This is a genomic window from Pantoea wallisii (genome assembly GCF_002095485.1).
Classification (GTDB): Bacteria; Pseudomonadota; Gammaproteobacteria; order Enterobacterales; family Enterobacteriaceae; genus Pantoea; species Pantoea wallisii.
The window spans coordinates 18,466-37,417 of record NZ_MLFS01000013.1 but is presented as its reverse complement, the minus strand read 5'-3'; the positions used below and the strand labels follow the sequence as shown (position 1 = coordinate 37,417).

Annotated in this window: 13 protein-coding genes and 3 pseudogenes; 9 read left to right on the top strand and 7 right to left on the bottom strand. The window is 56.9% G+C overall.

Features of this window, described 5'->3' with window-relative positions:
- Window positions 1-25: 25 nt before the first annotated feature.
- On the bottom strand, window positions 26-619 hold the full coding sequence (ribA, locus tag HA48_RS06850; protein WP_128600355.1) for a GTP cyclohydrolase II: 594 nt from the start codon (window positions 617-619) through the stop codon (window positions 26-28).
- Between the two features lie 231 nt (window positions 620-850).
- On the opposite strand from ribA, the gene pgpB reads away from it, so the two are divergent.
- The 5 genes from pgpB to yciH all read left to right on the top strand — a co-directional run bounded on the left by pgpB (window position 851) and on the right by yciH (window position 4,455).
- Window positions 851-1,615, top strand: coding sequence for a phosphatidylglycerophosphatase B (gene pgpB / locus HA48_RS06845; RefSeq protein WP_128600354.1), 765 nt, complete (start codon window positions 851-853; stop codon window positions 1,613-1,615).
- Window positions 1,616-1,741: 126 nt separating this feature from the next.
- Window positions 1,742-2,044, top strand: coding sequence for a LapA family protein (locus HA48_RS06840; RefSeq protein WP_128600353.1), 303 nt, complete (start codon window positions 1,742-1,744; stop codon window positions 2,042-2,044).
- A 6-nt stretch (window positions 2,045-2,050) separates the two neighbouring features.
- A complete protein-coding gene (gene lapB, locus HA48_RS06835; RefSeq protein WP_128600352.1) occupies window positions 2,051-3,220 on the top strand; it encodes a lipopolysaccharide assembly protein LapB in 1,170 nt (389 codons plus the stop codon).
- 204 nt (window positions 3,221-3,424) lie between these two features.
- Window positions 3,425-4,132: an orotidine-5'-phosphate decarboxylase gene (gene pyrF / locus HA48_RS06830; RefSeq protein WP_128600351.1), complete on the top strand. Its 708-nt coding sequence runs from the start codon at window positions 3,425-3,427 to the stop codon at window positions 4,130-4,132.
- Complete coding sequence (gene yciH, locus HA48_RS06825) at window positions 4,132-4,455, top strand: stress response translation initiation inhibitor YciH (RefSeq protein WP_128600350.1); 324 nt, start codon at window positions 4,132-4,134, stop codon at window positions 4,453-4,455. Before pyrF ends, yciH begins: the two co-directional genes overlap by 1 nt.
- 69 nt (window positions 4,456-4,524) lie before the next feature.
- Here the strand turns inward: yciH and osmB are convergent, their stop codons facing one another.
- Window positions 4,525-4,740 (bottom strand): osmotically-inducible lipoprotein OsmB, encoded by a 216-nt coding sequence (gene osmB, locus HA48_RS06820; protein WP_128600349.1) that lies wholly within the window; start codon window positions 4,738-4,740, stop codon window positions 4,525-4,527.
- A 348-nt stretch (window positions 4,741-5,088) separates the two neighbouring features.
- Between osmB and araD the strand changes: the two genes are divergently transcribed.
- The 3 genes from araD to HA48_RS06805 all read left to right on the top strand — a co-directional run bounded on the left by araD (window position 5,089) and on the right by HA48_RS06805 (window position 8,011).
- Complete coding sequence (gene araD / locus HA48_RS06815; protein ID WP_128600348.1) at window positions 5,089-5,787, top strand: L-ribulose-5-phosphate 4-epimerase; 699 nt, start codon at window positions 5,089-5,091, stop codon at window positions 5,785-5,787.
- A 233-nt stretch (window positions 5,788-6,020) separates the two neighbouring features.
- On the top strand, window positions 6,021-7,004 hold the full coding sequence (kdgT, locus tag HA48_RS06810) for a 2-keto-3-deoxygluconate transporter (protein WP_128600347.1): 984 nt from the start codon (window positions 6,021-6,023) through the stop codon (window positions 7,002-7,004).
- 140 nt (window positions 7,005-7,144) lie between these two features.
- Window positions 7,145-8,011: a crotonase/enoyl-CoA hydratase family protein gene (locus tag HA48_RS06805; RefSeq protein WP_128600346.1), complete on the top strand. Its 867-nt coding sequence runs from the start codon at window positions 7,145-7,147 to the stop codon at window positions 8,009-8,011.
- A gap of 15 nt (window positions 8,012-8,026) precedes the next feature.
- On the opposite strand, the gene pdeR is transcribed toward HA48_RS06805, so the two are convergent.
- The 5 genes and pseudogenes from pdeR to HA48_RS06780 form a co-directional block, all read right to left on the bottom strand.
- Complete coding sequence (gene pdeR / locus HA48_RS06800; protein WP_128600345.1) at window positions 8,027-10,012, bottom strand: cyclic di-GMP phosphodiesterase; 1,986 nt, start codon at window positions 10,010-10,012, stop codon at window positions 8,027-8,029.
- Window positions 10,013-10,167: 155 nt separating this feature from the next.
- The gene (locus HA48_RS06795; protein ID WP_128600344.1) at window positions 10,168-10,464 is read right to left on the bottom strand and encodes a YbdD/YjiX family protein; all 297 of its coding nucleotides are present in this window, start codon (window positions 10,462-10,464) and stop codon (window positions 10,168-10,170) included.
- Window positions 10,457-12,522 (bottom strand): annotated as a pseudogene (locus HA48_RS06790) (carbon starvation CstA family protein). Before HA48_RS06790 ends, HA48_RS06795 begins: the two are co-directional and overlap by 8 nt.
- Before the next feature lie 185 nt (window positions 12,523-12,707).
- Entirely contained in the window at window positions 12,708-14,642 is a 1,935-nt protein-coding gene (locus HA48_RS06785) for an exoribonuclease II (RefSeq protein WP_128600343.1), read from the bottom strand.
- A gap of 123 nt (window positions 14,643-14,765) precedes the next feature.
- Window positions 14,766-17,074 (bottom strand): annotated as a pseudogene (locus HA48_RS06780) (FdhF/YdeP family oxidoreductase).
- Between the two features lie 248 nt (window positions 17,075-17,322).
- Here HA48_RS06780 and HA48_RS06775 point away from each other — a divergent pair.
- A pseudogene (locus HA48_RS06775) lies at window positions 17,323-18,911 on the top strand (PTS transporter subunit EIIC).
- Window positions 18,912-18,952 lie beyond the last annotated feature (41 nt).

Here is an 18,952-nt window from a genome sequence, read left to right as displayed (position 1 = left end):
AGCCGGGTCATAACCCGGCTCTCTTTTATGACTTAGGCAGCAGATGGCCCATTTTTTCCGCTTTAGTATCAAGGTAGTGCGCATTTTTAGGATTGCGTCCCACAATCAGCGGCACTCGCTCAACGATGTTGATACCGGCTTCACTCAGAATTTCCACTTTGCGTGGATTGTTGGTCAGCAGGCGCACTTCGTTCACGCCCAGCAGTTTGAACATATCCGCGCACAGCGTGAAATCACGCTCGTCAGCAGCAAACCCCAGTTGGTGATTCGCTTCAACCGTATCGTACCCTTTATCCTGTAACGCATAGGCACGGATCTTATTCAGCAGACCGATGTTGCGTCCTTCCTGGCGGTGATACAGCAGCACGCCGCGACCCTCTTCAGCAATCGCCGTCAGCGCCGCTTCCAGCTGGAAGCCGCAGTCGCAGCGCAGGCTGAACAGCGCATCGCCGGTGAGACACTCGGAGTGAACGCGCGCCAGCACAGGGTGGTGATCGCTAATGTCGCCATAAACCAGCGCGACGTGGTCGTGTCCGGTTGCCAGTTCTTCAAAACCAACCATCAGGAAATCTCCCCATGGCGTGGGCAGTTTGGCTTCTGCTACCCGTTTAAGCTGCATGTGACTCTCCAGAACCTTCAGAGGATGCGCTATCATCATGATAACGCACGGGCCCGGTTGGCCCGACAAAACTGACAATATTGTGCCACAACCTTTACCAGGCTCGCTAATCAGTCAGAGTGATTGTAGTGATAAAGCACAATTATCCAAGCCGCAACGGGTATGTTATTCTTTTTTCAGCTAAAGTTATGCGTCACGCATGACATCAGGCGGATTGTATAAGGGAAAAGGATGTTAAAAATTATTCAACGCACCACGCTCGGTACGATTTTGCTGCTGCTGATGCCACTGAGCGTATGGCTGTCAGGCTGGGCGTGGCAGCCCGGCGAAAGTGGACAGCTGCTGCGCATTCTCTTCTGGATCACAGAAACCGTCACCAGCCCGTGGGGCATACTCACCAGCGTGATTCTCAGCGCCTGGGTGCTATGGTGCCTGCGTTTTCGTCTCAAGCCCGCGATTCTGCTGATTATCATCATGAACGGTGCCATTCTCGCCGGCCAGTACACCAAATCCTTTATCAAAGAGCAGGTACAGGAGCCGCGCCCATATGTCGTGTGGCTGGAGCACCATCGCGGCATTGATGAAACGCAGTTCTATCAGCTCAAACGCCAGGAGCGCAGTGAGATGGTCTCCGCGCTGCTGGCTAACGATACGCAGCTGCCTCAGTGGCTGAAAAATCACTGGGCCTTTGAAACCGGTTTTGCCTTCCCCTCCGGGCATACTATGTTTGCCGCCAGCTGGGCGCTACTGGTTATTGGCCTGCTGTGGCCGCGCCGTCACTTCATTACTATTGGCGTGCTCTTTGTCTGGGCCACGCTGGTGATGGGCAGCCGTCTGGTGCTGGGCATGCACTGGCCGCGCGATCTGGTTATGGCAACGCTTATTTCCTGGCTGCTGGTAACCCTGGCCACCTGGCTGGCGCAGCGCTTTTGCGGACCGCTCAGCGTGCCGCCGCAGGAGCAGCAGGAGATTGCGCAGCGTGATGATGGATTGTAATTTTCACCTGCGCCCCCATATTATTGATTGCGCTTGCGGAAAGGGCAGTAACTGATGTGCTGAGTAGCAGCATCGGACGCGCTTTTTTGGCATACTCTACCGGATAACCTCACAACAGGACGCCTTGTGAAATATTTGCTGATTTTTCTCGTGGTATTGGTCATCTTCATCATCTCTGTGACGCTTGGCGCGCACAATGACCAAATCGTCACCTTTAATTACCTGCTGGCGCAGGGCGAGTTCCGCATCTCCACACTGCTGGCCAGCCTGTTTGGCGCGGGCTTTCTGCTGGGCTGGGCTATCTGTGGTCTGTTCTGGCTGCGTATCCGCGTTTCGCTGGCACATGCGCAGCGTAAACTGAAGCGGATGCAGGCGCAGAATGAAACCTCCACCGCGGTAACCTCATCGACTGCAGGTCGTCGGGATTAATGTTCGATGCTTGAATTGCTGTTTCTGCTTCTTCCTGTCGCGGCGGCGTATGGCTGGTATATGGGCCGGCGCAGCGCGCATCAGGATAAGCAACAGGAGGCAAATCGCCTGTCACGTGAATATGTGGCGGGGGTTAACTTTCTGCTCTCTAACCAACAGGATAAAGCGGTCGATCTGTTCCTCGATATGCTGAAAGAGGACAGCGGCACGGTTGAAGCCCACCTGACGCTGGGTAACCTGTTCCGCTCCCGTGGAGAGGTCGATCGCGCCATTCGCATTCACCAGTCTTTAATGGAGAGCGCTTCGCTCAGCTATGAACAGCGTCTGCTGGCTATCCAGCAGTTGGGACGCGACTATATGGCAGCCGGTTTATATGATCGCGCAGAAGATATGTTCAGCCAGCTGATCGATGAGACCGACTTCCGCATCGGCGCCCTGCAGCAGCTGCTGTTAATTCATCAGGCCACCAGCGACTGGCATAAAGCCATTGAGGTCGCTGAGCGGCTGGTGAAACTGGGTAAAGATAAGCAGAAGGGCGAGATTGCACATTTCTACTGTGAACTGGCGCTCCAGGCACTGAGCAGTGACGATCTGGATCGCGCCATGAGTCTGCTTAAAAAAGGGGAGTCGGCCGATCATCAAAGCGCGCGCGTCTCGATTATGATGGGCCGCATTCTGATGGAACAGGGCGAGTATGCCAAAGCGGCGCAGCGCCTGCAGCGCGTACTGGAGCAGGATAAAGAGCTGGTGAGTGAGACACTGCCGATGCTTGAAACCTGCTATCAGCGCCTGGCGGAGCCGGAGAGCTGGGCACAGTTTCTGCAGCGCTGCGTGGATGAAAATACCGGTGCCGCCGCCGAACTCTATCTCTCTGATATCCTTGAACAGCAGCAGGGCCCGGAAGCGGCGCAGCTCTATATCAATCGTCAGCTCCAGCGGCATCCCACCATGCGCGTGTTCCACCGGCTAATGGATTTCCATCTGCATGAGGCGGAAGACGGACGCGCTAAAGAGAGCCTGATGGTGCTGCGTGATATGGTTGGCGAGCAGATTCGTACCAAGCCGCGGTACCGCTGCCAGAAATGCGGCTTTACCGCCCACGCGCTCTACTGGCACTGTCCCTCCTGCCGGGCGTGGTCTTCAGTTAAACCTATCCGCGGACTGGACGGCCAGTAATGGCCGCCGTTTACTCTTTTCTGATTTCGCTTTGTAGTTACAACATACTGTTTAGTTAAAATATAACGACCAGTCAGCACTGTGCAACCATCAGTCATACAGACGGCGGAAGGCCGCTGCGTGATTGTCGTGACCGGATTGCGCGGGTAGAATGCTTGCCGTTTGTCCATCGCGCCTGCGGGTGCCAGCCTCTGAGGAAACGTTATGCCTGTAACCCCTTCACCGATTCTGGTGGCACTCGACTATCATGATCTGAATAGCGCACTGCAGTTCGTTGACCGTATTGATCCCCGCCAGTGCCGCCTGAAAGTCGGTAAAGAGATGTTCACGCTGTTTGGACCTGCGCTGGTGAAAACTCTGCAGCAGCGCGGTTTCGAGGTCTTCCTCGATCTGAAGTTTCACGATATCCCGAACACCACCGCGCATGCGGTAGCGGCCGCCGCCGATCTCGGTGTGTGGATGGTGAACGTCCACGCCAGCGGCGGGGCGCGCATGATGAGTGCCGCGCGTGAAGCGCTGATGCCGTTCGGTGATGATGCTCCCTTGCTGATTGCGGTAACGGTTCTGACCAGCATGGACGAAGAGGATCTGAAAGGTCTGGGGATTATGCTGTCGCCGGCGCAGCAGGCAGAGCGCCTGGCTAAACTGACCCGTGAGTGCGGCCTTGATGGCGTGGTCTGTTCTGCGCAGGAAGCCGCGCATTTTAAACAGACCATCGGTCAGGATTTTGCGCTGGTAACCCCAGGCATTCGTCCGGCGGGCAGTGACGCCGGCGATCAACGTCGCATCATGACGCCGCAGCAGGCGCAGCAGGCAGGCGTGGACTATATGGTGATCGGGCGTCCTATTACGCAATCTGCCGATCCGGCTGCGACGCTGCAGCAGATTCTGCACAGTTTACAGGAGGTCTAATGGCTCAGGACAATCCACTGGTTTATTCGACCGAAACCGGGCGCATTGCGCAAACGGAAGCGAAGCCACAGCGGCCAAAAGGCGATGGTATTGTACGTATTCAGCGTCAGACCAGCGGTCGCAAAGGCAAAGGCGTTTGCCTGATCAGCGGCATTGATCTGGATGACGATGCGCTCAGCAAGCTGGCTGCCGAGCTGAAAAAGAGATGCGGATGTGGCGGTGCGGTAAAAGAGGGCATAATCGAAATTCAGGGCGATAACCGGGATCTGCTCAAACAGCTGCTGGAAGCCAAAGGCATGAAGGTGAAGCTGGCGGGCGGTTAATGAGAAGCGGGCCACCTGAGTGGCCCGGAATAGTGTAGATGCGCTGCGTAGCCTGAAGCAATATTGTTATTAGTCAACCTGATGGCCGATGATACCGCCAACGGCTGCACCGCCTACAGTACCTAATCCGCTACCATTGGTGAGGATGGACCCCCCAATCGCACCGGCACCGGCACCAATCGCAGTGTTGCGGTCACGTTTTGACCAGTTTGAACAGCCGCTCAGCGCGACCACTAATGTTGTCGCCAGAACGGCAACGGTCACTCGTTTCATTGTTGTAGTCATAAACTTCTCCTTGATGGTTTACTCAGAGGCAACGTGATAAGTATAGATGTTGCGCTGCAAAGTTCTCTCCCCACAGTGGCGAATGGCTCTCTTTCCGGCAGAGATGTCCGGCACTCCGCCAGGCATCATGGGGGCCGGGTCCGATGTCGGCACCCGTGCTCCGGTCCAGCGCGGACCCTGATAAAGTTTAGGCATTGCAAAATATTACCGGAGGGAGAAAACTCTTAATTCGCGCCACATTTTAAATCTGTCAGCCACTTTCCGCAGCTTATCCAGCCATTCCCTCCATAACGTTTTTGCCGCGCGCTCCGCACAATTCAGCTATCACAGTGAGCAGGAGAAAAAATCATGCTGGAAGCGCTGAAAAAGCAAGTGCTGGAAGCCAATCTTGACCTACCGCGTTACAACCTCGTCACTTTCACCTGGGGCAATGTCAGTGCCGTAGACCGCCAACAGGGGCTGCTGGTGATTAAGCCGTCAGGGGTGAAATACAGTCAGATGCAGCGTGACGACATGGTGGTGGTTGAGCTGGAGAGCGGCAAGATTGTAGAGGGAAAAATGCGGCCCTCATCGGATACCGCCACGCATCGTGCGCTCTATCTCGCCTGGCCGGAAGTGGGCGGTATCGTCCACACCCATTCACGGCATGCCACCATCTGGGCGCAGGCGGGGCGCGATCTGCCAGCCTGGGGTACCACGCACGCCGACGACTTTTACGGCACCATCCCCTGTACGCGCGCGATGGAGCGGGAAGAGATCGAGCAGGAGTATGAGTGGCACACCGGGCAGGTCATCATTGAAACGCTGGCTCAGCGTGGGATTGCACCAGACGCGGTACCCGCCGCGCTGGTGAATTCCCACGGTCCTTTTGCCTGGGGCAAAGATGCCGATGCCGCCGTACACAGCGCTGTGGTACTGGAGGAGGTCGCTTATATGGCGCTCCATACAGAGCAGTTGCGCGCAGAGTTACCGCCGATTTCGCAAACCTTGCTGGATCTGCACTACCTGCGTAAGCATGGCAAAAATGCCTGGTATGGCCAAAAGTAGCGACAAAGGCACTATTCAGGGCACCTGCGGGTGCCCTTGTTATTTGGGGCATCGTCAACTGGTATGGCGACGCGCATCAAATAATCAAAATGAATGATCAATAAAAATAAAACAGCGTTTCATAAATACTCGTGCGATCACTTTTTTTGCGCTGCCGTGCGGTTATCTTGCCTGCCATGCCTGACGGCAAAACATCACGCACCTCCTTCTGGCTCAGTTAAGGTGATCCACATATGCATATCAAACGTGCTATCGATAAAATTCCTGGCGGTATGATGCTGATTCCGCTGTTTCTCGGCGCGCTTTGTCATACCTTTGCCCCCGGTTCAGGCAAATATTTTGGTTCATTCACTAACGGTTTGATGACGGGCACCGTGCCGATTCTGGCGGTGTGGTTCTTCTGCATGGGCGCATCGATCAAGCTCAGCGCGACGGGTACCGTGCTGCGTAAATCGGGCACGCTGGTGATCACAAAGATTGCTGTCGCCTGGGTGGTTGCCGCCATCGCCTCGCGCGTTATGCCGGAGAATGGCGTCGAGGTGGGCATGTTCGCCGGCTTATCAACGCTGGCGCTGGTGGCGGCGATGGACATGACCAACGGCGGTCTGTATGCCTCCATCATGCAACAGTACGGTTCAAAAGAGGAGGCGGGCGCCTTTGTTCTGATGTCACTGGAGTCGGGCCCGCTCATGACAATGGTGATTCTGGGCACCGCCGGCATTGCATCGTTTGAGCCGCATGTGTTTGTTGGCGCCGTGCTGCCGTTTATTGTCGGCTTCGCTCTGGGTAACCTCGACCCTGAACTGCGCGAGTTCTTCGGCAAAGCGGTGCACACGCTGATTCCCTTCTTCGCGTTTGCGCTGGGGAATACCATCAACCTGGCGGTCATTGCCGAAACCGGCATGCTCGGTGTGCTGCTGGGCGTCTCCGTCATCATTATCACCGGCATCCCGCTGATCATCGCCGATCGGTTGATTGGCGGCGGCGACGGTACCGCCGGCGTAGCCGCGTCCAGCACTGCCGGGGCGGCCGTCGCCACCCCCGTGCTGATTGCCGAGATGCTGCCCCAGTTTAAACCGGTCGCGCCAGCCGCAACTGCGCTGGTGGCCACCTCAGTGATCGTGACCTCAGTGCTGGTGCCTATTATTACTGCTGTCTACTCAAAACGCGTTAAGCGTTCTCATGTGGCGGTGGGCCAGCACGCAGCCATCAAGTAAGTGCGCTAATCTTTCCCCGACCCCCTGGTCGGGGATATCTCTGGATTTTACTTTATAAATCAAACTCTCATTTGGTCTGGACTCACTCTGGATTACGCTGATGTGGCGTTTAACGCATCATATAACCAGAGGATGAGACGATGACAGTAATTAACCAACCAACTTGCAGACTGTTCACAGAAGCCGGACAAACCACTCAGTTAGTCGCCTATTATGAGGAAGGGCGCCACACCATGTGGATGATGTTACGTGCGCAACCCCGCCCGAGTTTCAACCACGAATTAATTGAGGAGATCATGAACCTGAGCTATACCGCTCAGCGCTCCGGCCTGCCGATTGATTTTTGGGTTACCGGGTCGTTAGTGCCACAGATGTTCAATGCCGGGGGCGATTTACGCTTCTTTGTTGAGTGCATCCGTAATAACCGGCGCGAAGCGCTACGTGCCTATGCCCGTGCCTGCGTGGACTGCATTCACTCGGCGGCGCGCGGTTTTGATACCGGTGCAGTGACGCTGGCGATGATTGAGGGCAGTGCGCTGGGCGGCGGCTTCGAAGCGGCGCTGGCGCACCACTTCATTCTGGCGCAAAACAGCGCGCGCATGGGCTTCCCGGAGATCGCGTTTAACCTGTTCCCCGGCATGGGCGGCTATTCGTTAGTGGCGCGCCGCTCTGGCATGAAGCTGGCGGAAGAGCTGATCTGCGAAGGGGAGTCGCACAGCGCTGAGTGGTATGAGACCCGTGGCCTGGTGGATAAGGTGTTCCAGCCGGGCGACAGCTATCGCACAACGCGTACCTTTATCGATACGCTGCGGCCGAAACTCAATGGCGTTCGTGCCATGCTGAAGGCGCGTCAGCGCGTGCTGCAGCTGTCGCGGGCAGAGCTGATGGATATCACGGAGGACTGGGTCGATTATGCCTTCACGCTGGAACCGAAAGATATTGCCTACATGGAACGTCTGGTGCAGCTGCAAAACCGTCATAGCGCATCACTGCGTAAAGCCGGATAACAGTAAACACCAGCGTTAGACGCGGGCAGGATGCTTAGCCAGCCAATGCCCGAGCTGTTCTGCGGGCATTGGTTTGGCATAATAATAGCCCTGACGTCCATCCACACCACTGTTCAGCACAAATTTCTCTTCGGCTTTGGTTTCAATGCCCTCGGCAATCACCTGCAGATCAAGGGCCTTGGCAACCGCGACAATCGCACGCACCAGTGATTGCGCCACCGGTTGCTTATTGATATTACGCACAAAGCTTTGATCCAGCTTGATGGCATCAATGGGCACGCGCGCCAGCTGCGACAGTGAGGAGTAGCCGGTGCCGAAGTCATCAAGGTGTACCTGCGCCCCCAGCTCCTGGAACTGCTTCATGAGCTTCAGCGCCCCGGCTTCGTTTTCGATTAAGCAGCTCTCGGTCAGCTCAATATCGATCGGGCAGTCGGTGATGCCAGCTTCGCTCAGCGCCTTTTTCAGATCGCTGTAGATGCTTTCATCGATCAGCTGTTTAGCCGAGACGTTAACGGCGACGCGCAGATAGATGCCTTCGCGGCGCCACTGCACGATCTGCTGCAGCACATTGAGCATCACCCAGCGGCCAAGCGGCACAATCAGGCCGGACTCCTCGGCATAGGAGATAAAGTCCCCGGGCGGCACCAGACCGCGCTCGGGCGAATTCCAGCGGACCAGCGCTTCGGCGCTGCGCACCTCGCCATCGCGATCGAGCTTCGGCTGGTAGTGCACCACCAGATGATCCTGCTCCAGCGCTTTGCGCAGATTGGTATCGAGCCACAGATACTCAAACACGCGCTGATTCATCTCACTGGCGAACACGCAGAACTTACCGCGGCCGTTCTCTTTGGCGTGATACATCGCGGTATCGGCATTACGGATCAGGCTTTCGCGATCTTCGCCGTGCAGCGGGGCGAGGGCGATACCGATGGAACAGCCGCTGTAGACTTCGATCAGGCCAATGCGGAACGGCTGACGCAGGCGATCCAGAATGCGCGACGACATCGCTTCCAGCGATGCCTGGCTGGTGTTCTCCGCCAGCACCACAAACTCATCGCCGCCAAGACGCGCTAACGTCTGATCTTTACCGAGGCAGCTGAGGATCGCCAGTGATACCGCCTGTAGCAGCTGATCGCCAAACATATGGCCATAGGCGTCGTTAACTTTCTTAAAATTATCCAGATCGAGATAAACCACACCGGTCTGGTTGCCATTCGCCAGCTCCAGTGCCAGGCTAATTTGCTGGTGAATGGCGTTGCGGTTAGGTAATCCGGTCACCGTATCGGTGTTTGCCAGCACGCGCAGGCGCTCCTGGGCGCGTCGCTCCTCTGTGATGTCCGTTCCAGAACAGATGAGGAAAATTTCATTTTTCCCACTACCGCTGTGGACAAACTTATTACGAAACAGAAACAGTCGCTGGCCTTTTCTGGTTTTCACCCAGCGCTCCACCTCATACGAGTTGCCGTCACGGAAGAAACCGGCAATGTTGCGGCGCGATGCCTGCGCCTCCTGCTTCGTCATAAACAGCTGAAACACATTCCGGCCAATGACTTCCTGCTCTTTCAGGCCGGTATACTCTTCGCTTAAGCGGTTAAAGCGCTGAATATTGCCGCGCTGATCGAGAATCACGATCACCGAGTTGGCTTCAGAGACGACCTGTTCGGCAAAGGAGAGGCCCAGCGTTAAATCCCGCGCAACGGAGGAGGTATCACCCCATGCCGAAGCGGTGCCGGCCCAGGCGGACTGATTAACTTTGCGTCCCACAAAGTGCATGGGTACCGGCGAACCGTGCAGAGAGAGCGTCAGGTTGATGCTGGAAGTGATCACGGTCATGGCGCGTAACAGACTGGCCTGCGCAGGGGTAAGCGGAACCGCCAGGTTTGTATTGGCTTTCTCATCTTCGGCAAAATGCAGTGCATCGCTATCAGAAGTTAAACGCCAATGAGGGCTGGTGGTGCCAAACAAGGTATATAACAGCGTTTGCCCTTGTTCATCGGTCATGGAAACTTCCTCCGGGGAATGCTCTGCAGGCGGTATCTCATTATTTTAGCAACAGTATTCAACCTCCTGCTTCAGCACAAGATGCAAACGTAATATATTTTTGTTTTTAATAAAGAATGGCACGAAAAAGCCCCGAAAATCGGGGCCTGGATAGTTTAGCAGGGGCACTTTCCTATTTTCCCGGCCTGGCTGGGGAAGCGGGCGTCAAGGCAGTAACGGTGAAAGGCACGCTCGTCCATGGGCTGCTGCCCGGGATGTTTTTCACGCATATGCTTCAGATAAGTTTGATAGTCGTGCACGCCAACCATTAACCGAAAACTTTGCTGCAATCCCTGCCAGATACGCTGCCAGCGACCACGAGGCTGCACTCGGGGTGCGGAAGCGATCGGTAAGCAGCGCTGAATATGCCAGCGGCCAGACGGTTTTCTCCAGTGCAGAATGGACTCAGACATTACGCACCTCTTTACGCACTGATACCTCTGATTCATGGGTGGTCGGCACCGTACTGTGTAGCGCCCGGCGGATCACAAAGAAGGCGGCAATCAGCATGGTAACGGCTACCAGCATAAAGAAGCCGCACAGGGCCGCGTTAATCTGATTGCTAAAGACGATGGTTTGCATGTCGGCAACCGTTTTGGCCGGCGCGATGATCACACCCTCATCAATGCCTTTGCGGAATTTATTCGCCTGAGCCAGGAAGCCAATGGCCGGCTTCTCGTGAAAAATCTTCTGCCAGCCCGCCGTCATCGAGGTAATGAACAGCCAGGCGGTCGGGACGATAGTGACCCAGGCGTAGCGCTGCTTCTTCATCTTAAACAGCACCACGGTGCCGAGAATCAGCGCCATTGATGCCAGCATCTGGTTGCCGATACCAAATAGCGGCCACAGCGTATTAATGCCACCAAGCGGATCGACCACGCCCTGATACACGAAGAAGCCCAGCCAGCGACAGCTACAGTGGTGCCGGCCATATTGCCCAACCAGGAGCGGTTGTTCGCCATTGATGGCACTACGGTCCCGACCAGATCCTGCACCATAAAGCGACAGGCCCGCGTGCCGGCGTCCACCGCCGTGAGAATGAACAGCGCCTCAAACAGAATGGCGAAGTGGTACCAGAAGGCCATCATTGCCCGGCTGTTAAATACCTCCGTGATGATGTGCGCCATGCCGACCGCAAAGGTTGGCGCACCCCCGGCGCGCGAAAGGATGGTACTTTCACCCACTTCGCCGGCAATGCCGCTGAGCATCTCCGGCGTCACCACAAAGCCCCAGCCGTTGATCACCTGAGCGGCATTCTCAACCGTTGTGCCAATCAGGGCCGCCGGGGCGTTCATGGCAAAGTACACGCCCGGGTCCAGCACCGAGGCACAGATCAGCGCCATGATAGCCACAAAGGACTCCATCAGCATGGCGCCGTAGCCGATAAAGCGAATGTGGCTCTCACGCTCAATCAGCTTCGGCGTGGTGCCGCTGGAGACCAGCGCATGGAAGCCGGAGATGGCGCCGCAGGCGATCGTAATGAACAGGAACGGGAACAGCGAGCCGGAAAATACCGGGCCGGTGCCATCAATGAATTTGGTCACCGCCGGCATCTTCAGCTCCGGCATGGCGAACACAATACCCACCGCCAGACCGACAATCACCCCGATTTTTAAGAAGGTGGAGAGGTAGTCGCGCGGTGCCAGCAGCAGCCACACCGGCAGTGACGACGCCACAAAACCGTAGATCACCAGCACCCAGGTCAGCTCCGTGCCTTTCAGGGTGAAGATCGGTCCCCAGTAAGGATCGGCCGCCACATTCCCGCCGTAAATGATCGCTGCCATCATCAGAACAAAGCCAATGACCGAGACTTCCGCGATCTTACCGGGGCGCAGGAAGCGCATATAGACGCCCATGAACAGTGCGATCGGTATCGTCGCGGCGATGGTGAACAGGCCCCAGGGGCTGTTGGCCAGCGCTTTTACCACCACCAGCGCCAGCGCCGAGAGGATAATGATCATTACGCCCAGCGCGCCCAGCATCGTCACCACACCGGCGAACGAACCCAGCTCCTGGCGCGCCATCTCCCCCAGCGAGCGGCCATCGCGGCGCGTGGAGATAAACAGCACGAGAAAATCCTGTACCGCACCGGCCAGCATCACACCGACCAGAATCCAGATGGTGCCAGGCAGGAAGCCCATCTGTGCCGCCAGAATAGGTCCCACCAGCGGGCCTGCACCGGCAATGGCCGCAAAGTGATGGCCAAACAGGACCCACTTATTGGTAGGGACATAGTCCAGCCCGTCGTTAAGACGTTCCGCCGGCGTACGGCGATTGTCATCCAGCTCAAAGATACGCTTTGCGATAAACAGACTGTAGAAGCGATAAGCAATGCTGTAGCAGGCAACCGAGGCAATCACCAGCCAGACAGCATTCACATGCTCGCCACGGCTGAGGGCCAGCATGGCAAACGCCGCTGCACCAATTAACGCCACCGCTAACCAGATCAATCCGGTTTTGACGTTGTTCATGAGTTAACTCCTTGTAGGGACCGGGAAAAACAGGCGATCGAAATACAACAAGTTAAAAGTAATGTAATGGAATGTTAGCGAAAGTGAATCAGGGCAGAAGTGTGAAGCGGGAAACAAATTTAACAATTGCGGGTTCTGGCGGGGAAAAATGCGGGATAACAGCTGTTATCCGCGGGCATTCATGCTCAGGCAGCGGGGCGGGCGACCACGCTGCGGGTCTCCATGCGCACTTCGGCGAGTGTCACATCAATTATGTTCGTCACGCGGTAAGCGACTTCACCCTTGATCTGAACGGTGCCGCTCTCCTGCGAGCACACCAGTTCATCACGTACCGCGTGAATGAACGGCGCCGGGATAAAGGCTACCGCACCATTTTCCAGCAGGCGCACGCGCATGCCGCCACGCGAGACGTCGATGATCTCGGCGCTGAACTTCCGGTCGCTGCCGGCAAACGGGGCGAGGAAACGAGCATACAGCCAGTCACCCACGTCGCGCTCTGCCATACGGTTCAGACGGCGACGCTCGCCCATGGTGACGGTCACGTCATCTTTGGGACGCGCCACGCTCTCACCGCGCACGATGGCTTTCAGCAGGCGGTGATTAACCATGTCGCCAAACTTACGGATCGGCGAGGTCCAGGTGGCATACGCCTCCAGACCCAGGCCAAAGTGCGGGCCCGGCTCCGTGCTGATCTCAGCAAAACTCTGGAAGCGGCGAATACGGCTATCCAGATATTGCGTCGGCTGGGCATCCAGCTCACGGCGCAGCTGGCGGAAACCCTCCAGCGTGGTGATGGCCTGCGGATCAACGGTGATACCGTGTCCGGCCAGCACGCCAGCGGCTTGCTCAGCGTTAGCCAGATCGAATCCGGTATGCAGGTTGTAGATACCGAAGCCAAGCTTCTCCCGCAATACCTTGGCCGCACAGACGTTTGCCAGAATCATTGACTCTTCAACGATGCGGTTAGCAATACGGCGTGGCTCAGCCACGATATCCAGCACTTCGCCTTTCTCACCCAGCACAAAGCGGTAGTCAGGACGATCTTTAAAGACCAGCGCATGGGTCTGGCGCCATTCGCTGCGCACCTGACACAGGCGGTGCAGCAGACGGATTTGCTGAGCAATAGCGTCGCTGGCTGGCTGCCAGCTGCCGCTGTTTTCCAGCCAGTCAGACACTTCGTCGTAAACCAGTTTGGCTTTGGACTCAATCCACGCCGCAAAGAAGTGCACGTCATCCGCCAGGCTGCCATCAGCCAGTACGGTCACGCGGCATGCCAGCGCCGGGCGTTTGACGTCAGGGCGCAGCGAGCAGACATCGTCTGACAGCTCACGCGGCAGCATCGGGATGTTGAAGCCAGGCAGGTAGTTGGTGAAGGCACGCTGGGCAGCCAGCTTATCCAGCGCGCTGCCTTCAGCTACGTAAGCGGTCGGATCGGCGATGGCAATCGTCAGCAGCAGATTCCCGTCTGCGGTCTCTTCTGCATACAGCGCATCGTCCATATCTTCAGTGCTGGCGCTGTCGATCGTGACGAAGTTAAGCGCGGTGAGATCCTCGCGCTGCAGATGTTCGTCGAGCATCTCGCCAAAGGCGATCTGCGGCGCTTCACGCTCCAGATTATGGCGTGAAAGCGTAACCCACCACGGCGCGAGGTGATCGTCCGCGGTGACAATGAATTCGGTCAGTTCGGCATAAAAACCGCGATCGCCTTTCAGCGGATGGCGGCGCATCTCTGCAACGGCCCAGTCGCCGTTCTGGAAATCGTGCGTCAGACCACGCACCGCACGGCACTGGATGGCGTCTTTCAGCAGGGGGTGATCCGGCACAATGGAGAGGCGGTCATCTTTCTTCTGCACGCGACCAACAAAGCGCGTCAGAAACGGCTCAATCAGGCTTTCCGGCTCAGCGCTTTCGCGATCTTTATCGGTATGGATCACCGCGGAAATGCGGTCACCGTGCATCACTTTCTTCATCTGCGGTGGTGGGATGAAGTAGCTTTTCTGTGCATCAACTTCGAGGAAGCCAAAACCTTTTTCCGTGCCTTTCACTACACCTTCGGCGCGCGGAGTCTGCGCGTGAAGCTTCTCTTTCAGCTGCGCGAGCAGCGGGTTATCCTGGAACATAATATATTCAGTTTCGTGGCCTAAGAGCGGTGGACAGTTTTACGCGAATCAGGTGCGCGCGGCAAGGCCAAAACAGGTGAAAAAGCCGCTTTACGCGGCTTTGACCTTGATGTAACGCCGGGCTCAGGCGATGCGCTGTGTCGGCACTGCGGCACTCAGTGCCAGTTTAACCGGCACAGATTTTGAGGTCGGCGTACCGCTGCCGTCGCCATAGCTGGAGAGCGGGACCAGCGGGTTGGTTTCCGGATAGTAGGCTGCCAGGTTACCACGCGGAATATTGTACGGCACCAGTTTAAAACCGCTGACCCGGCGCGTCAGGCCATCGTTCCACAGGGTTTCAATATCCACCAGCTGGCCTTCGCTGAAGCCAAGTGCGGACATATCCTCCGGGTGAATAAACACCACTTCGCGCTGGCCGTAAACGCCACGGTAACGGTCATCGAGGCCGTAAATCGTGGTGTTGTACTGGTCGTGCGAACGCAGGGTTTGCAGCGTAAACGGCACCTCCACATCGGCACCCAACTGCGGGAACAGCGAATCCGGCAGGGCGGCGGCGCTGAACTCGGCCTGCGCCGATGGCGTGTTGAAACGCAGTTCGGCCGCAGCATTACCCAGATAGAACCCGCCCGGCTGGTCACACTTGTTGTTGAAGTCGGCGAAGCGGGAATGGTGGCGGCGATGTGCTCGCGAATCACATTGTAGTCTGCGGCCATGCCCTGCCAGTCGATCTTATCGCTGCCCAGGGTCGCGTGAGCGATACCCGCAACAATTGCGGTTTCAGAACGCTGCGTCTCGGCCAGCGGAATGCCCACGCCTTCCGAGGCGTGAACCATGCTGAAGGAGTCCTCAACGGTAATGAACTGATTGCCGCTTGCCTGACGATCGCGCTCGGTACGGCCCAGCGTCGGCAGGATTAACCCTTCATGACCCGGCACCAGGTGGCTGCGGTTCAGTTTGGTGCTGATGTGCACCGTCAGGCCGCAGTGCTGCAGCGCCTCTTCGGTGACAGGGGAGTCCGGCGCCGCTGCGGCCAGATTGCCACCTAAGGCAATCAGCACTTTGACTTCATCACGCAGCATGGCGTTCAGCGCTTCAACCGTGTTGTGACCGTGCTCGCGCGGCGGTTCAAAACCAAAGTGGGCGCCCAGCGCATCGAGGAACGGCTTATTTGGCTTCTCATCGATACCCATCGTGCGGTTGCCCTGCACGTTACTGTGGCCGCGCACCGGGCAGAGACCCGCGCCTTTTTTACCCAACTGACCGAACAGCAGCTGCAGGTTGGTGATTTCACGCACCGTATCCACAGAGTGTTTATGCTGCGTGATGCCCATCGCCCAGGTGATGATCACACGTTCAGCGCTCTGATAAATTGCCGCAGCTTCACGAATCTGCGCTTCACTCAGGCCCGACTGGCGCACAATATCATCCCAGCGGGTGTTATCGACCGCTGCCAGATACTGCTCAACGCCCTGGGTATGCGCATCAATAAAGGCCTGATCAAAAATACCTTTCTCGCCGTTATCCAGCCGCTTGCGTTGCTCTTCCAGCAGCGCTTTCACCATACCGCGCACGGCTGCCATATCACCGCCGAGGTTCGGCTGGTAATAGGCAGAGCTGATGGTGCCTGCCATTGAGGTCACCACTTCCAGCGGCTTCTGCGGATCGGCGAAACGCTCCAGCCCGCGCTCGCGCAAAGTGTTAAAAGTGACGATCTTCGCGCCATGGTCCGCGGCGTGACGCAGGCTGTGCAGCATACGCGGATGGTTGGTTCCCGGGTTTTGACCAAAAACAAAGATCGCGTTCGCGTGGTCGAAATCGTCGAGGCGAATGGTGCCTTTACCCACGCCAATGCTGCGCTTCAGGCCGGTGCCGCTGGCTTCATGGCACATGTTGGAGCAGTCAGGGAAGTTGTTGGTGCCCATAACGCGGCCAAACAGCTGATAGAGCCAGGAGGCTTCGTTACTGGCACGGCCGGAGGTATACAGCTCCATCTGATTCGGGTGATCCATCGCCTTGAGGTGCTGTGCAATCAGCGCAAACGCCTCGTCCCAGCTGATGGGCTCATAGTGATCGGTTTCGCTGTTGTAGCGCATCGGGTGGGTCAGACGGCCCTGATACTCAAGGAAGTAGTCGCTCTGCTGATAGAGCGTGCTGACGCTGTGTTGGGCGAAAAACTCAGGCTCCACGACGCGGCGCGTCGCTTCCCATGTCACCGCTTTGGCGCCGTTTTCACAGAAACTGAAGGTACTTTTGTTGTCATCGCCCCATGCACAGCCCGGGCAGTCGAAACCGCGCGCTTTGTTCATGCGCATCAGGTTGCGCATATTTTTCAGGGCGGCTTTGCTGTCAAGAACGAAACGGGTGGTGGCTTCCAAAGAGCCCCAGCCGCCAGCGGCGGCGCGATAAGGCTGGATCTTACGTTTAAATTTCATAGTCGTTGCAGGCTTATTGTTTATGAATTGTTATCAGAATATGTCTTCTGTTGGAGGGAAGTGTGCGACTGGCGGCAAAAGTTGTCTAATTGATTGACTTAATGGTGCGATAGTTAACGTTTATCGCTGCCAGCAGTGCTGAAACGTGATGGGCTTCAAACTTTATCGGCCGCTACAGCGCTGCAACTGCATGGGTTACACATAACTGGCTAATAATTGCTCTTTCGGCCACAGAAAGGGCACGCCGCATGAAGAATCTGACCAGCCAAATTCACGCCTTCGGTAAAGCATTGATGATGCCGATCTCCGTCATCGCCGCCGCCGGGATATTCCTCGGCCTGGCAGCCGCCATGCAAAATCCAGCCGTCACCGGCGATGCCTTTGCGCATATGCAGGTGCCGCAGTTAATTATCGGCTTTATCCGTAAAGTAGCCGCCGCACTGTTTGCCAATCTGCCGGTATTTTTTGCCGTTGCCAGCGCCATCGGACTGGCAAAAGCTGAGAAGGCCACGGCGGCATTTGCGGCGATCATCGGTTATATTGCGCTGAACGTGGGCATCAGCGCCACGCTGGCGGCAAAAGGGCTGACCGCTGCGACCACCACGCCGGAGGCGCTGCAGCAGGCGGGGATGGACCAAACCACGGCGATGATGACCTCCGCGGAATATATCGAGATGCTGGGCATCTTTACCTACAACATGAGCGTGCTGGGCGGAGTGATTGCCGGGCTAATGACGGTGGTGCTGCATAACCGCTTCTATACTCAGCAGCTGCCTACGGCGATCAGTTTCTTTGGCGGTCGTCGCTTTGTACCGATTGTCACCATTCTGGTGCTGCCGCTGATCGGCGTGCTGCTGGCGCTGATCTGGCCGACCATTGGCGCTGGCATCGCTGGGTAGGTCAGATGATTGGTAAGAGCGGGCAGTACGGCGCCTTTCTGCTCGGAACGGGCGAGCGCCTGCTGATTCCTACCGGTTTACACCACATTCTGAATGAGACCGTGCGCTTCACGCCCATTGGCGGCATGGCCACCGTTGACGGGCAAACCATTGTCGGCGCGCTTAACATCTTCAACACCTCACTGACTAATCCCGGGGCCATTCCGGATGAGACCGTGCGCAGCGCCACCCAGTTTCTGGCGCAGGGTAAAATTCCGGTAATGATGTTTGGCCTGCCGGCAGCGGCCCTGGCGATGTACCACACGGCGAAGCCGGCACACAAACAGCGCGTGAAGGCGCTGGTACTGGCGGGGGCGCTAACCTCATTTACCACCGGCATCACTGAGCCGCTGGAGTTCTGTTTTATCTTCGTTTCACCGGTGCTCTATATCCTGCATGCACTGCTTACCGGGCTTTCATTCATGCTGATGTCGATGCTGCACCTGATGATCGGTAATGTGCAGGGCGGCATTATCGACCTGGTAGTATTTGGCGTGCTGGGCGGCAGCAAAACGCACTGGTGGTGGACCCTGGCGCTCGGCGTTGTCTATGCGCCGCTCTACTACTACGGTTTCCGCTATGTGATTACACGCATGAACGTAGAAACGCCGGGACGTGAGAGTGACGAAGAGGAGAAGCCGCAGCAGGTCGCTGCCGATGAGCGCACCCGGGTTATCATCAGCGGTTTGGGCGGCGAGGCCAATATAGAGGACGTCGATTGCTGCTTTACGCGTCTGCGCGTGCGCGTTAAAGAGATGAAAGAGGTGGTAGATAAGACGCTGCTCACCACCGGGGCGAATGGCGTGAACCGCGTAAGCGAGCATGACGTTCAGGTGATTTATGGCCCGCAGGTGGAGAAAATTGCCAATGAGGTGAAAAGCGCGTTAGGTGTGGCGTAACACGCCGGATCAATTTGTGCCTGGGTTTGCTAACATACCCG